At 71.0% G+C, this 14,891-nt stretch carries 13 protein-coding genes; 11 read left to right on the top strand and 2 right to left on the bottom strand.

From position 1 onward, the window contains the following. Positions 1–40 precede the first annotated feature (40 nt). Positions 41–871 (top strand): alpha/beta hydrolase, encoded by an 831-nt coding sequence (locus AB0K15_RS30385; RefSeq protein ID WP_364057896.1) that lies wholly within the window; start codon positions 41–43, stop codon positions 869–871. A 45-nt stretch (positions 872–916) separates the two neighbouring features. Here AB0K15_RS30385 and AB0K15_RS30380 read toward each other — a convergent pair whose 3' ends face one another. Next, positions 917–1,513 carry a TetR/AcrR family transcriptional regulator gene (locus tag AB0K15_RS30380; protein ID WP_364057893.1) on the bottom strand — a complete coding sequence of 199 codons (597 nt, stop codon included), beginning with the start codon at positions 1,511–1,513 and terminating at the stop codon, positions 917–919. 126 nt (positions 1,514–1,639) lie between these two features. On the opposite strand from AB0K15_RS30380, the gene AB0K15_RS30375 reads away from it, so the two are divergent. The 6 genes from AB0K15_RS30375 (at position 1,640) to AB0K15_RS30350 (ending at position 9,598) form a co-directional block, all read left to right on the top strand. Beyond that, on the top strand, positions 1,640–2,383 hold the full coding sequence (locus tag AB0K15_RS30375; protein WP_364057890.1) for an SDR family oxidoreductase: 744 nt from the start codon (positions 1,640–1,642) through the stop codon (positions 2,381–2,383). Positions 2,384–2,400: 17 nt separating this feature from the next. Continuing rightward, on the top strand, positions 2,401–3,867 hold the full coding sequence (locus AB0K15_RS30370) for an AMP-binding protein (RefSeq protein ID WP_364057887.1): 1,467 nt from the start codon (positions 2,401–2,403) through the stop codon (positions 3,865–3,867). Beyond that, complete coding sequence (locus AB0K15_RS30365) at positions 3,857–5,311, top strand: NAD(P)/FAD-dependent oxidoreductase (protein WP_364057884.1); 1,455 nt, start codon at positions 3,857–3,859, stop codon at positions 5,309–5,311. Before AB0K15_RS30370 ends, AB0K15_RS30365 begins: the two co-directional genes overlap by 11 nt. A 216-nt stretch (positions 5,312–5,527) precedes the next feature. Then, the gene (locus AB0K15_RS30360; RefSeq protein WP_364057881.1) at positions 5,528–7,555 is read left to right on the top strand and encodes a hypothetical protein; all 2,028 of its coding nucleotides are present in this window, start codon (positions 5,528–5,530) and stop codon (positions 7,553–7,555) included. Positions 7,556–7,569: 14 nt separating this feature from the next. Continuing rightward, positions 7,570–8,700 (top strand): S8 family serine peptidase, encoded by a 1,131-nt coding sequence (locus AB0K15_RS30355; RefSeq protein ID WP_364057878.1) that lies wholly within the window; start codon positions 7,570–7,572, stop codon positions 8,698–8,700. Positions 8,701–8,878: 178 nt separating this feature from the next. Beyond that, on the top strand, positions 8,879–9,598 hold the full coding sequence (locus tag AB0K15_RS30350; RefSeq protein WP_364057875.1) for an alpha/beta hydrolase: 720 nt from the start codon (positions 8,879–8,881) through the stop codon (positions 9,596–9,598). Here AB0K15_RS30350 and AB0K15_RS30345 read toward each other — a convergent pair. Beyond that, positions 9,573–10,337 (bottom strand): methyltransferase domain-containing protein, encoded by a 765-nt coding sequence (locus AB0K15_RS30345; RefSeq protein ID WP_364057872.1) that lies wholly within the window; start codon positions 10,335–10,337, stop codon positions 9,573–9,575. The genes AB0K15_RS30350 and AB0K15_RS30345 overlap by 26 nt on opposite strands. Positions 10,338–10,420: 83 nt before the next feature. Here AB0K15_RS30345 and AB0K15_RS30340 point away from each other — a divergent pair, with 83 nt between their 5' ends. The 4 genes from AB0K15_RS30340 to AB0K15_RS30325 are packed head-to-tail and all read left to right on the top strand — an operon-like array spanning position 10,421 to position 14,888. Beyond that, the gene (locus tag AB0K15_RS30340) at positions 10,421–11,155 is read left to right on the top strand and encodes an acetoacetate decarboxylase (protein ID WP_364057869.1); all 735 of its coding nucleotides are present in this window, start codon (positions 10,421–10,423) and stop codon (positions 11,153–11,155) included. 9 nt (positions 11,156–11,164) lie between these two features. After that, positions 11,165–12,085, top strand: coding sequence for a 3-hydroxyacyl-CoA dehydrogenase NAD-binding domain-containing protein (locus AB0K15_RS30335; RefSeq protein WP_364057866.1), 921 nt, complete (start codon positions 11,165–11,167; stop codon positions 12,083–12,085). Further along, positions 12,082–13,587 carry a CoA transferase gene (locus AB0K15_RS30330; RefSeq protein ID WP_364057863.1) on the top strand — a complete coding sequence of 502 codons (1,506 nt, stop codon included), beginning with the start codon at positions 12,082–12,084 and terminating at the stop codon, positions 13,585–13,587. The genes AB0K15_RS30335 and AB0K15_RS30330 overlap by 4 nt, the downstream gene beginning before the upstream one ends. Before the next feature lie 2 nt (positions 13,588–13,589). Beyond that, positions 13,590–14,888 carry an aldehyde dehydrogenase family protein gene (locus AB0K15_RS30325; protein ID WP_364057860.1) on the top strand — a complete coding sequence of 433 codons (1,299 nt, stop codon included), beginning with the start codon at positions 13,590–13,592 and terminating at the stop codon, positions 14,886–14,888. Positions 14,889–14,891 lie beyond the last annotated feature (3 nt).

Raw genomic sequence — 14,891 nt, 5'->3', positions numbered from 1 at the left:
GTTCAGATCAAGCGAAGCCCGAACTTCCGAGGAGCAAGAGATGCGCACACGTACTCGCCTGGCCCGGATCGCCGCCGCGACCGCCGCGTTGGCTGCCGCCGCCGTGTTCGTGGCGGTGCCGTCGTCGGCCGCGCCGCAGCAGGCCGACCACCACGCGCCGGCGAAGGCGAAGCCGACGATCGTGCTCGTGCACGGCGCGTTCGCCGACACGTCGAGCTGGAACGGCGAGGTCACGCGGCTCGAGCAGCGCGGCTACCAGGTGATCGCCGCCGCCAACCCGCTGCGCGGGGTCGCGTCCGACGCGGCCTCCATCAAGGCACTGGTCGACAGCGTCGACGGACCGGTCGTGCTGGTCGGGCACTCCTACGGCGGCTCCGTGATCACCAGCGCCGCGCTGAACGACCCCAAGGTGCAGGCGCTCGTCTACATCGCGGGCTTCATCCCGGACCAGGGCGAGTCCGCGCTCGGCCTGACGAACAAGTTCCCGGGCAGCACGCTCGGCGACACGCTGCAGCAGGTCACCCTTCCCGGCGGTGAGACCGACCTCTACGTGAAGCAGGACCTCTTCCCGAAGCAGTTCGCGGCCGACGTCCCGCCGGTGCAGGCCCGGCAGATGGCCGCCGGCCAGCGTCCGGTCGCCGCGTCCGCGCTGAGCGAGCCGTCGGGTGCGCCCGCGTGGACCAACATCCCGGTGTGGGACCTGATCCCGACCGGTGACAAGAACATCCCGCCGGCCGCGCAGAAGTGGATGGCCGAGCGCGCCCACGCCCACACCGTCCTCGTGCCGGGTGCCTCGCACGCCGTGCTGGTCTCGCGCCCCGACAAGGTCACGGACATCATCGTGAGCGCCGCGAACGCGACCACCAAGTAAGCCCGGTCCGAAACACAGCCCCGGCCACCTCGGCCGGGGCTGTTTTCACTGTTCGATCAGCCGCTCGACCAGCGCGGTGTACTGCGCCACGACCATGTCGCGCGTCAGGCGGCCGGACGGGGCGAACCACTCGCGCACGCCGTTGAGCATGTCGAGCACGGCCATCGTGGTCACGGCGACGTCGTCGATCCGGAACTCGCCGGCGGCGACGCCCTCGGTCAGGACATCGCGGAACGCGTCGTGGTACGCGGTCTGCAGCTTGATCCCCTCGGCCTGCTGGGCGGGGTCGAGCGCGTAGCGGATGGGGTTGCCGACCAGCAGTTCCGGACGCCGGTCGTCGCTCAGTTCGAGGTGCAGCCGCACGACCCGCCGCACGCGTTCGCGGGGCGACAGGGACTCGTCGCGCAGCACGGGTACGGTCGCAGCCACGAAGTCGGTCATGAACCGCGACACGATCGCGTGCAGCACTTCCTGCTTGTTCGTGAAGTGGTGATACATCGTCGAGGACGAGATGCCCACGGCGTCGGCCAGGTCGCGGATCGACGTGGCGCTGTAGCCGCGCTCGTGAAACAGCTCACTCGCGCGTTCGAGGATCAGGGCCCGGAGATCGGATCCCTCGTCGAGTGACTTCTTCCTGGCCACGGCCCTCCGTCCGGTGAAGAGATGGGGTACGAACGTGCGCCGATCGTACGATCGACAAGTTGACGGGGCGAACGCAACCTGGCTAACCTTGGTGTCGATCAAACGATCGACACGGACAGGGATCTCATGACCGAACCCGACTGGTCGACCCTGCCGCGGCCGGGCAGCCGCGTGGTGGTCACCGGCGCCGCCGGCGGTCTCGGCCGGGCGCTCGTCGCCGCGTTGACGCAGGTCGGCGCCCGCGTGGTCGGGATAGACCGCGTTGCGGCCGAGCCTGAGCACCTCGTCGCCGAACTCACCGACGAAACCGCCGCCGCCCGGGCCGTCGCCGACGCCGTCGAACGGCTCGGTGGGCTCGACGCCGTGATCGGCGCAGCCGGGATCGTCGACACCGTCCACCGCGCGAGCACCTTCCCGCTCGACGCGTTCCGGTCCGATGTGGACGCCAACCTCGTCGCCCAGTTCGTCCTCGCCCGCGCGGCCTACCCGGCGTTGAAGGACTCCGCCGGCTCGATCGTGTTCCTCTCCTCCGTCGCGGCCGAAGACGGCTTGCCCGGACAGGCGGCGTACGCGGCGGCGAAGGCCGGTGTGCTCGGCTTGACGCGCTCGCTCGCCGCGGAGTGGGGCGGCGACGGCGTGCGGGTGAACGCCGTCGAGCCCGGTCTCTTCGCGACGCCCAAGGTGCTCGCGATGCCCGAATCGGCCCGCGAGCGCCTGCTCGCCGGCGTGCCGATGGGTCGCGTGGCGTCGCTGGGCGAGGTCGTCGGCTCGGTCCTCTACCTGTTGTCCCCGGCCGCGGGTTACACCACGGGCCAGGCGCTGCGCCTCGACGGCGGCTCCGGGCTCACCCGCGGTGGTTTCTACCGCTGAGCACCCAGGAGATCCCCGTGCCCGCCAGAACCCTGCCCGCCATGCTGCTCGACGTCGCCGAAAGACACGGCCCGGGCGAAGCTCTCGTCGACGGCGAGACCCGCATCTCCCACGCCGACATGGTGCGCCGGTCCGCCGTGGTCGCCACGCGGCTGGGCGAGCTCGGCGTGGAGCCCGGCGATCGTGTGGCGATCCTGCTGCCCAATGGCTGGCAGTACGCCGTGAGCTACTTCGGCGTGCAGCTCGCCGGCGCCATCGGCGTGCTCGTGAACACGCGCTTCGCCCAGCCGGAGATCGAGCACGTGCTCACCGATTCCGGCGCGAAGCTCGTGATCACCGACCGCGACCTGCCGGGTGCCGTCGACGCCGCCGCGCTCACGACCGACACCGGCGAAACCGCCGACCCCGCCGCGCAGCCGGGTCAGCGAAGTGCGCCCGGCGACGTCGCGCACCTGCTCTACACCTCCGGCACCACCGGCCGCCCCAAGGGCGCGATGCAGACGCACGCCAACCTGATGTTCAACGCCGGCACCGTCCGCGAACGCCTCGGCGCCGCCCCGGGCGAACGCACGCTCGTGGCCGCGCCGATGTTCCACGCCACCGCGATCGTGTCGCAGTTCATCGGCTTCCTGGCCAACGGCGCGTGCTGCGTCTTCACACCAGCGTTCAAGGCGGAGACCACGGTGGCGCTCATGGCGTCGGAGCGCATCACGTTCTTCGCGGGCGTCGCGGCGATGCTGCGGCTGATCCTGCTGAAGGCCGAGGACGCGGGCGCGGACCTGTCGTCGCTGCGGCTGTTCGTGATGGGCGGCTCGCCGGTGCCGGAGCCGTTCCCCGCGCAGGTGAAGGAGCAGCTGCCGGATCTGGTGCTGGGCAACGTCTGGGGCCTCACGGAAGGCACGTCGATCGTCACCTTCACCGCCGGCGCGGAGTACCTGAGCCACGCGTGGAGCGTCGGCCCGGTCGTCGACGGCGTGGAGGTCGCGATCGCCCTGCCCGGCGAGCCGCCGCGCGACCTGCGTGACACCGTCGGCGAGCTGTGCGTGCGCGGACCCGTGGTGGCCGCGGGCTACTGGGGCAACCCGGAGGCCACCGCGTCGACCTTCGTGGACGGTTGGCTGCACACCGGTGACGTCGGCTCGATCGACGGCGAGGGCTTCGTCCGCGTGCTCGACCGGCTCAAGGACATGATCATCCGCGGCGGCGAGAACATCTACAGCCTCGAGGTGGAGAGCGCGCTCGCGCAGCACCCCGACGTGGCGGAAGTCGCCGTGGTGGGCGTGCCCGACCCGATCTTCGACGAGCGCGTGCGCGCGGTGGTCGTGCCGCGGCCCGGGCGGACGCCGAGCGAGGAAAGCCTGCGCGAGCACGCGGTGAAGCTGCTGGCCGACTTCAAGGTGCCCGTGGAGTGGCGGTTCGTGACGGAGTTGCCGCGCAACCCGTCGGGCAAGGTCCTCAAACGGGAGCTCTCGGATGACGGCTGAGCACGTCGACGTCGTCGTGATCGGCGCGGGCTTCAGCGGCCTGGGCATCGCGGCGCGGCTGGACAAGGCCGGCTTCCGCTCGTTCCGCGTCCTCGAAGCGGCCGACGACCTCGGCGGCACCTGGCGCGACAACACCTATCCCGGGTGCGGCTGCGACATCCCCTCGCCGCTGTACTCGTACTCGTTCGCGCAGAAACCCGACTGGAGCCGGATGTTCGCCGGTCAGCCGGAGATCCTGCAGTACCTGCACGACGTCGCGCGCCGGCGCGGGCTGCTCGACCGGCTGCGCTTCGGGCAACGCGTCACGCGCGCGGCGTGGGACGAGGGCGCCGGGCGCTGGGACGTGGCCACAGCGACGGGGGAGACCTACCGCGCGCGGTTCGTCGTGTCGGCCGTCGGTCCGCTGCACCACCCGTCGTATCCGGAACTGCCCGGCGTGGAGTCGTTCCACGGCGAGGTGTTCCACTCCGCGCGGTGGCGCCACGACGTGGACCTGACCGGCAAACGCGTGGCCGTGATCGGCACGGGGGCGAGCGCGATCCAGTTCGTGCCGGCGATCGTCGACCGGGTCGCCGCGCTCACGGTGTTCCAGCGGACGCCGCCGTGGATCGTGCCGAAGGCCGACCGCGCGTTCGACGCCCGGCACAAGTTCTGGGCGCGCTGGTTCCCCCCGTTCCGGTGGTACGTGCGCGACCGGCTGTACTGGGTCCACGAGCGCCGCGCGGTCGGGTTCGTCGCCGACCCGGCCGCGATGGAACAGACGGCCGGCCTCGCGAAACGCCTGCTGCGCGACCAGGTGCCCGACGAGGAACTGCGCGCGCGGCTCACACCCGACTACACCGTCGGCTGCAAACGCCTGCTCATCTCCAGCGCGTGGTACCCGGCGCTGACGAAGCCGCACGTCGACGTCCGCTCCGGTGGGGTCTCGTCGGTTCGTCCCGACGCCGTCGTGGCCGCCGACGGGGTGGCGGTACCGGCCGACGTAATCATTTACGGCACTGGTTTCGACCCTCAGCACACCATCCGGTTCGAGGTCGAAGGTCGCGACGGCCGCACGCTCGCCGACGCGTGGAGCAAGGGCAACGAGGCCTACCTGGGCACGACCGTCGCCGGGTTCCCCAACCTGTTCCTCATGATCGGCCCGAACACCGGTCTGGGCCACAACTCCCAGGTGTTCATGATCGAGGCGCAAGCGTCCTATGTGGTCGCCGCGCTGCGCCGCCTCCGGCGCGCCAAGGCGTTCGAGGTGCGGGCCGAGGTGCAGAACGCGTTCAACGACTGGCTCGACTCGCGGATGGCCGCCACCGTCTGGCAGACCGGCGGCTGCCGCAGCTGGTACCTGGACCCGAAGTCCGGCCGCAACACCGTGCTGTGGCCGGCGGGCACCGTGGAGTTCTGGCGGCGAACCAGGCACTTCCGCGCTTCGGACTACGCGGTGACCTGAGCGTTGGGCCGAACGGACCAATTCGAAACGGCGGTGGAACCTCCGCCGGGCCCTTCACGTAGGTAGCGGGTGATCCGTTCCCTGCTGGAGGTGTGTGTGCGTAAACCTTTGACCGTGCTGGGGGTCGTGGCGCTCGTCGCGACAGGGGCAGGGGTCGCGGCGGCAGCGCCGCAAGTGACGCGACAGCAAGCAGAACAACCACATGACAGAACGGCGTTGCTCATCACCGGCGACGTCGTCACGGTCCACGACCTCGGCGATGGTCGCGAAGGCTACGACGTGGTCCCGGCCGCCGCCAAGGGGCCCGCGAGGTCGTTGGTGCATCTGGAACTCGGCGGGCGCAACTACGAAATCCCGGCGACTGCGGTGCCCTACTTGGGCAAGGGCCTGGACCTCGGCCTGTTCGACGTCGACACAGCCGCGACCGATCACGTGACCACGGCGACGCGCATCTTCGACCGCGCGGCCGCGCAGAACTTCGGGGCACAACTGGCGAAGCAGTACGCGACCGACCGTGCGCTCGGCAGCTTCGGCGGCCGCGGCCTGTTCGCCGGCGGTGGGACCTACGGCACTTCGGCGCCGGCGAGGAAACAGCCGCGCACGGTGCTGAACACCCTGACGCTCGCGGCGAACGAGGCGGACGGCACGCCGTCTGACACCGGGGTCGCGTTCCTCACGAACACCGACGACTCGACCTTGCTCGACAGCAACGAGTCGGTCAACTACTTCTACGCCGGCACCGCCAAGTACAGCGTGCCGGCGGGGAACTACAGCGCCATCAGCGTCTTCTTCACCACCGCGGCCGACGGCACGGTCACCGGGGTGCGTGAGGTGGTGGACCCCGAGTTCGTGGTGAAGGGCGACAAGACCGTGCGCATGGACGCCGCGAAGGCGTCGAGCAAAGTCACCTGGGTCACGCCGCGCCCGGCGCTGCTCGACGACAACGGCTTCCTCGTCCGCCGCGCCGCGACGACCGGCCCCGCCTTCAGCCTCGACTACGACGCCGGGCCCGGTGTGCCCATGTGGATCTCGCCGGTGGCGAAGCCCGTGCAGACCGGCGCGCTGCAGACCTACCCGTACGCGCGGCTCGTGTCGCCGCCCAGCTCCGGCACGCCGTACGAGTACTGGCTGCAGAAGGCGAGCATCGGCTCCATCCCGAAGCAGAGCTACACCGTGACCAGCGCCGACCTCGCCACGCTCGACACCTCCCACTACGCCGAACAGGAGTCGATCGGCCGCCTGCAGCGCAGCGGCCTGTTCGCCTTCGAGGACGGCGGTGGCCGGCCCGGAGTGCCGATCGACCTGCCGCGGCACCAGATCGACTACGTTTCCGCCGCTCCCGACCTGCTGTGGTTCGGCGGCACGGCCAAGTTCGTCAGCCAGGCCGGCAGCTGGGTCGGCGGCCAGCTCGTGACCGGCGAGGTCTACCGCGGCGGCCAGACCGCGACGGAGAGCTATGGCAAGTTCCCGCTGCACACCGCGGAGGCGGTCGCGGTCGGGACGCCGATCAAGGGCTCCACCCACGTGGCTCCGGGTGCGGTGCGCGCGGGCGACGACGTCTCGATCGCCCTCATCCCGTTGTCCGACAACCAGCCCGGTCATGCGGGCGGACTGCGCGGTGGCCCGAACGACACCGTGTCCGGTCACTACACGCTGACGCAGGACGGCACGATCGTGGCGCAGGGCGTGCCGGGTGACCAGGTCCAGTTCACGCAGGCCGTGAGCCCCGAGCCGGCGACGCTGGGGCTGACCGTGGACGCCGCGCGCAGCGGGCCGATGTTCTCCTTGTCGACCGCGACCCGCACCGAGTGGACGTGGCGCTCGCAGCACGTCGAGGGCGCTGCCCTGCCGGCACCGCTGCAGTGCTCGGTGGCGCGCGGAGCCGATCCCGGCGCGGTGTGCCAGGCGGAACCCCTGCTCATGCCGGGCTACGACGTCGTCGGCCTCGGCCTCGACGGCTCCACGGCTTCCGGTCCGCAGTCGCTCGACGTCAGCTTCGCTCACGTGCAGACGTCCGCGGGGAGCGCGGTCTCCGCGGCGACGGTGCAGTTCTCCACCGACGGCGGGGCGACGTGGCAGGACGCCACCGTCACCCCGGGCGCGGACGGCGCGTTCCACGCGGCCTACTCCGTGGTCCCCGGCGATTTCCGGGGAACGGTCGTGGCCCTGCGGGTCACCGCCGCCGACGCCGGGGGCAGCACCGTCGCCGAGACGATCACCGACGCCTACCGCGTGAACTTCTGAGGGGAGTGCCCACTGTGTTCAGCAAGGTCTTCACCGCCGCGGTGATCGTGGGGGCGGCGCTCACCGCCGTCACGGGCACGGCAGGTGCCGCGACCGCTCCCCGAGCGGCTTGCGGCGCCGTCGGGCCGACGATGGCGCGCTGCCTGACGAGCTACGCCACGGCCGATGCCCCGGACGGCTGGGGTGCGACCGACCTCGCGGCCGCCTACCGCCTGCCCGCCGAACCGGGGCCGGGTGACCTCGTGGCGATCTCCATCGCCTACGACTCGCCGACCCTGGAGCAGGACCTCGCCACCTACCGCGCGCAGTACGGGCTGCCACCGTGCACTTCGGACACCGGCTGCTTCCGCAGGGTGAACCAGCGCGGCGATGCGGCTCCGCTGCCCGGGCCGAACTTCGGCTGGAACCTGGAGTCCACACTGGACGTGTCGATGGTTTCGGCGGCGTGCCCGTCGTGCCGGATCCTCGTGGTGGAAGGCGACAGTCCGCTGTTCCCGGATCTGGCCGCCACGGAGGACACCGCCGTGCGGCTGGGTGCGAAGATCGTGACCAACAGCTACGGGGGGCGGGAGAATGGGTACTCGCTCTCCTACGCGAGCAGCTACCAGCACCCCGGCGTGACCACCGTCGTGTCCTCGGGTGACGACGGGTTCACCGCCGCCAGCTATCCGGCGGTGCTGCCGGACGCCGTGGCCGTCGGTGGCACGATGCTGAGCCGCGACTCGTCCGACCGCGCCTTCGCGGAGTCGGCGTGGCTCTCCGGAGGCAGCGGCTGTTCGGCGTACGTCGCGAAACCGGCGTGGCAGCGGGATCCGCACTGTCGCAACCGGACGGTCGCCGACGTTTCGGCGGTCGCCGAGCAGCTGTCGATCTATTTCACCGACGCGGGTGGCTGGGCGACGGCGAACGGCACGAGCGCCTCGGCACCGTTCGTCGCCGGTCTGATCGCGCGGGCCGGGCACGCGGGTACCACGACGGCCGCCACCCTGTACGCCGGTGAGGGGCACTTCTTCGACGTCACCGACGGCTCCAACGACCGGGTCTCGGGCGGCGCCAAGTGCGGCGGTGACTATCTGTGTGTCGCCGCGTCCGGGTACGACGCGCCCACGGGCGTCGGCACCCCGGACGGGCTCGCCGGCCTGTAGCGCGAAAAAAGATTTGCCCAGCGGACGCCGGGGTCGCTAGTGTCCGCTCGACTGCGATTCGGCTTGAGGAGGTGGTACCCGTGTTCAGTGGATCGATGTGGGTGCTCCCCCTCAGTTTCGTGGTCGGGCGGTAGGTGTCGCCGGGAGCGCCATGAGCACTTCCGAAAGGCGGCATGCCATGTACTTCACTTCCGAAACCTCGGCCGACGGTCTCGTCGAACGCGAATTCACCGTCGGCGAGGTCCCCGGCGTCCTCTGGACCCCCTCGGCGGGTCCCGGCCCGCTCGTGCTCCTCGGGCACGGCGGTGGCAACCACAAGAAGCACCCGGCCATGACCGGCCGGGGCGGGCTGCTCGTCGCGGCCGGGTTCTCCGTGGCCGTGCTCGACGCACCGGCCCACGGCGACCGGCCCCGCTCGGCGGACGACGACCGCGAGATCGCCCTCATGCAGCAGGCGATGGCGACGGGCGAGCCCGTGGGCCCGATCGTCGAGCGCTACAACGGCGACCTCGCCGCGCGTGCCGTGCCCGAATGGCAGGCGGCGCTCGACGCGTTGCAGGACGAGGTGCCCGGCCCCGTCGGTTACTGGGGCATCAACATGGGCACGGCGATCGGCGTTCCGCTGATCGCGGTCGAACCCCGTATCAAGGCCGCGGCGCTCGGCCAGTTCTGGCCGTCGACGCTGGTCGACCTGGCGAAGCGGATCACCATCCCGATCGAGTTCGCCGTGCAGTGGGACGACGAGCACATCCCGCGGGAAGACGCGCTCGCGCTGTTCGACGCCTTCGCCTCACCGGAGAAGACGTTGCACGCCAACGCGGGCAAGCACAAGCAGCTCCCGCGGTTCGAGGCGGCCAGCGCTGTCCGCTTCTTCAGCCGGCACCTCGGCACGCCGTGACCAGCCACGCGCGGGAGCCGAGCCACACCCCGTCGGAACTCCGGTGGGCGGCCATGACCTCGCGCAGCCGGTCGAGTGCGCGCTCGGTCCCGGCGTCGTCGAGCTGAGCCAGCGCGTCACCGACCAGGCGCAACGGCCGCACCGCGTCGACGGCGGCAGCGGGGTCCGGGCCGTACCACAGCGGTTCGGCGAGGTCAGTGAAGCGCAGGTCGGTGAACCCCGCCGTGGTCAGCACGTCGCTGACCACGGCGGGGTCGCCGAGCGAGAACGGGCTCTCGTCCGGCGCCGCCGGATTTCCGACGGCCCGGCTGATTTCGGACAGCCACTCCTGCCGGTCGCCGCGCTGCCACACGAGCTGCACCAGCCGCGCGCCCGGCCGCAGCGCGCGTCCGAGATGGGTGAACGCGGCCACCGGATCGGCGAAGAACATCGTGCCGAAGCGGCTGAACGCCAGGGTGAACCTGGCGGGCGGAAAATCGTGCACCTGCGCGTCGGCCTGCTCGAACCGCACATTGGCGACGTCCGCGGCGAGCCGGCGCGCCACCTCCAGCCGGGCCGCGGAGACGTCGATGCCCAGGGCGCTTCCGCGGATCGCCAGCCGGGCGGCTTCGCACGTCGTGGTGCCGGCGCCGCAGCCGATGTCGAGCACGGTGTCGTCCGGCCCCACGGCGACGGCCTCACGCAGCCAAGGCTGATAGCGGCGCATCTCGGCGTCGTAGTCGAAAGCGGGCGCGGGCATGGCGCCCATCTTGCCCGTCATCGAGATGCGGCAGGGGAAAGGCGCAGGTAGATTGCGGTTCGTGATCTTGCGGGAAGTCGCTCATGCGTGAGGACGAGGTCCTCGCCCAGCTCACCACGCCCCTGGCCGCGCCGGCTTTTCCGCGCGGGCCCTACCGGTTCACCGACCGCGAATACCTGAACATCACCTACCGGACAGACCCGGCGGCGTTGCGGGCGCTCGTGCCGGAACCGCTGGTCGTCGACGAGCCGCTGGTGCGGTTCGAGGTGATGCGCATGCCCGACGTGACCGGCCTCGGCGACTACACGGAGTCCGGCCAGGTCGCGATGGTGCGCCACGGCGACGAGGCCGGCGAGTTCACCCTCGGCATGTACGTGGACAGCCTGCCCGCGATCGCGAGCGGTCGCGAGGTCGCCGCGTATCCGAAGAAGCTCGGCAAACCCCGGCTGTACACGGATTCCGACACCCTCGTCGGCTCGCTCGACTACGGCTCGATCCAGGTTGCGCTCGCCACGATGGGGTACAAGCACCGCACCCTCGACGAAGCTCAGGCGCGTGCGGAGCTGACGGCGCCGACGTTCATGCTCAAGATCGTGCCCGGCTACGACGGCCGGCCGCGCATCTGCGAGCTGGCGCGCAGCCGGATCAGCGACGTGACGATCAAGGGCGCCTGGACCGGGCCCGCACGGCTGCACCTCGTGGCCCACGCGCTGGCGCCGCTGGCCGACCTGCCGGTGCTGGAGATCGTGTCGGCCAGCCACCTCCTGACCGACCTCACGCTCGGCCGGCTCGCGGTCGTGCACGACTACCTGGCTTGAGGGGAAACCATGAAGGCGACCATCGTCGGCGGCGGGGTCATCGGCGTGTCGTGGGCCGGGCTGATGGCCTCGCGCGGCCTGGCCGTGACGGTCAGCGACCCGGCGCCGGGCATCGAGGACACCGTGCGCGCCGGGCTCGAAGAGCTGAAACCGGCGTTGCGGGAGCTCGGGTTGCCCGATCGCGACTGGGCGGTGAGCTTCGAGCCGGACCTGGCCACGGCCGTCGCCGAGGCCGACGTGGTGCAGGAGAACGGCCCTGAACGACTCGACCTCAAGCACCGGATCTTCAGCACCATCGAAGCCCACGCACCGGCCCACGCGTTGCTGCTCACGTCCACGTCGGGCATTCCCGCCACGGACATCGCCACGGCCTTGGCACAGCCGGAACGGCTCGTGGTGGGGCACCCGTTCAACCCGCCGCACCTGATCCCGCTGGTGGAGGTCGTGCCGGGGGAGCAGACGTCGGCGGAGAACGTGGCGCGGGCCGTCGAGTTCTACGAAAGCCTGGGCAAGAAGCCGATCGTGCTGGCGAAGGAGGTGCCCGGGTTCGTCGCGAACCGGTTGCAGGCCGCGATCTTCCGCGAGTGCGTGCACCTCGTCGCCGAGGGCGTGGTCACCGAGCAGCAGCTCGACGAGGTGGTCACGTCCTCGCTCGGGCAGCGGTGGGCGGTGAGCGGGCCGTTCCTGAGCTTCCACCTCGGCGGCGGGGCCGGCGGGCTGCCGCACTTCCTCGAACACCTGGGCCCGGGCCTGCGGAAACGCTGGGGTCAGCTGGGTACGCCGGACCTCGACGAACCGACTGTCGCGTTGCTGAGCGCCCAGTCGCGGGACTTCGGCGGCACGATCGACGAGCTGGCCAAGGCTCGGGACGAGAAGCAGATCGCCGTGATGAGGGCGCTGGGGACCACGCCGGGACAGGAGCAGCGATGACCGTCACTGACCGGATCCGCGAAGCCCTCGCCAACCCCATCCGTTCCGAGGCCGACGACCGGTTCGACATCCACGCCGCGCTGGCCGAGGTGCTCGCCGACGCCGATCTGTCCGAAAAGGACTGCGGTGGCAGCGTCGAGTTCTTCGGCGCGGACCCGATCGTGCCGAGCGCGGTACGGCTGGGCGCGGCGCCGGCGATCGGGCTCGTCGCGAAGTCCGTGGCACTGGCGGCGTTGTGGCGCCACCGCGGTGGGCCGGGGCAGGACATCAGCATGGACGTGCGCACGGCGCCGCACCGGCTGTGCCCGTTCTACGACAAGAAATGGGAGCTGATCAACGGGCTGCCGCCGACCAACACGGCCGACCCGGGCAGCCCGTTCACGCTCAAGTTCTACCGCGCCGGCGACGGCCGCTGGGTGATGCCGCTCAACATCTACCCCAAGCTGAAGTCCGCTGCGCTCAAGCTCCTGCGCACCTACGACGACGAGCCCGCCGTGGCCAACGCCGTCGCCCGCTGGAGCGCCCTCGACCTGGAGGAGGCCGGCGCCGACGCGGGGCTCGTGATGCCGATGGTGCGCAGCACGGAGGAGTTCCTCGAGACGCGCCAGTACCGCGACGTGCTGGCCGGCCTGCCGTTGATCGAGATCGAGAAGATCGGCGACTCCGATCCCGAACCGCTGCCCGAGGGCGCTCGCCAGCCGCTCGACGGCGTTCGTGCGCTCGGGATGGGGCACGTGATCGCCGGCGCCGCCATCGGCCGTGCGCTGGCACAGCACGGCGCCGACGCGCTCAACCTGTGGCGCCCCACCGAGTGGGAAAACCCGGTGACGTACTCGACGGCGAACGTCGGCGTCCGATCGGCCACAGTGGACTACCTGCGCGACAGGACGGCGCTGGCGAAGGTGCACGAGCTGCTGCGGGGCGCGGATGTGTTCTACGCCAACCGCCGGCCGGGTCTGGTCGCCGGGCTCGGGTTGTCCGCCCAGCGCGCCGCGGAGCTGCGGCCCGGGATCATCCACACGACGGTGTCACTGCACGGCGAGCGCGGGCCGTGGGCGCAGCGCGTGGGTTTCGACCAGACGGCGGGATGTGTCGCCGGGATGATGACGCTGGAGGGCTCGCCGGATCAGCCCGTGCTGCCGCACATCGGCGTGGTCAACGACTACCTGGTGCCGTGGCTTGCCACCACCGGGATCTGCGCGGCGTTGATGCGCCGGGCGACCGAAGGCGGCAGCTACCGCGTGCACATCTCGCTGACGCGCATCGCGTTGTGGATCATCAGCCTGGGCGTGTTCGACAAGGAGTACGCGCGCACGGTCGCGGGCACCGGCGAGCTGCACGCGTACGTCGACCCGGAGACGTTCACGGCCGAGACGCCGCTGGGGCTCTACCAGGGCGTGACCGACCAGGTGCGGATGTCGGAGACGCCGGGTCGGTTCTCGACGATCCTGGTGCCGCTCGGGTCCGGGCGCGCCGAGTGGCTGCCGCGGTTAGGGTCGTGATCATGATCCCGGACCTCGTTTCCCGCCTGCGCAAGTCGTTCGCTTCCGGCCGCACCAAGCCGCTGTCGTGGCGGCGCGAGCAGCTCGGCGCGTTGAAGCGGATGCTGCTGGAGCAGGAGGACGACTTCCTCGCCGCCCTGCACACCGACCTCGCGAAGAATGCCACCGAGGCCCGGCGCACGGAGCTGATGTTCATCGTCAACGAGGTCGACGACACCCTTGAGCACCTCGACGAGTGGCTCGCGCCGCAGCCCGCCGGGCTGCCGGAGCGCCTGCTGCCGGCCGAGGGCCGCGTCGTGCGGGAGCCGCTGGGTGTCGCGCTGATCATCGGGCCGTGGAACTACCCGCTGCACCTCGCGCTGGCACCGCTGGTCGGGGTGCTGGCCGCGGGCAATGCCGCCGTCGTGAAGCCGAGTGAGCTTTCGCCGACGGTGTCGGCCGCCATCGCGCGCCACGTGCCGGCGTACCTCGACCCCGAGGCCGTGGCCGTGGTGGAGGGCGCGATCCCGGAGACGACGGAGCTGCTGGAGCAGCACTTCGACCACATCTTCTACACGGGCAACGGCGTCGTCGGGCGGATCGTGATGACGGCCGCGGCGAAGCACCTCACACCCGTGGCGCTGGAGCTGGGCGGCAAGAGCCCGGTGATCGTGGACACCGACGTCGACCTGAAGGTGGTCGCGCAGCGGATCGTGGACACGAAGTTCATGAACGCCGGCCAGACCTGCGTCGCGCCCGACTACGTGCTCGCGATCGGCGACACGGCGGCGCGCCTCGAACCCCTGCTGACCGAGGCGCTGCGGGCGAAGTTCGGCGACGACCCGGCCGCGAGCCCCGCCTACGGGCGGATCGTGAACACCCGGCACTTCGACCGCCTGGCGAAGCTGCTCGCCGGCGGGCGCGTGGTCACGGGCGGCCAGACCGACCGCGACGCCAAGTTCATCGCGCCGACCGTGCTCGCCGAGGTCGCGCCGGACGCGCCCGTGATGGGCGAGGAGATCTTCGGGCCGATCCTGCCGGTGCTGGCGGTCCCGGCTCTGGATGACGCCATCACTTTCATCACGGGCCGCGACAAACCGTTGGCGCTGTACGCGTTCACCGGGTCCGAAGAGGTCAAACAGCGCATCCTCACCGAAACCTCCTCGGGCGCGGTGACGTTCGGCATGCCGGTGCTGCACCTCGTCGCGCCGGAACTCCCGTTCGGCGGCGTCGGCGAGAGCGGCATGGGGCGCTACCACGGGAAGTACTCCATCGACACGTTCAGCAACCTCAAGGCGGTGCTCGACAAGCCGCTGTTCTGAGGA

Origin of the sequence: Amycolatopsis sp. NPDC049253, from assembly GCF_040678995.1 — a bacterium.
Taxonomy (GTDB): domain Bacteria; phylum Actinomycetota; class Actinomycetes; order Mycobacteriales; family Pseudonocardiaceae; genus Amycolatopsis.
The sequence above is the reverse complement of the archived record's forward strand: the minus strand, read 5'-3'. Positions and strand labels throughout refer to the sequence as shown.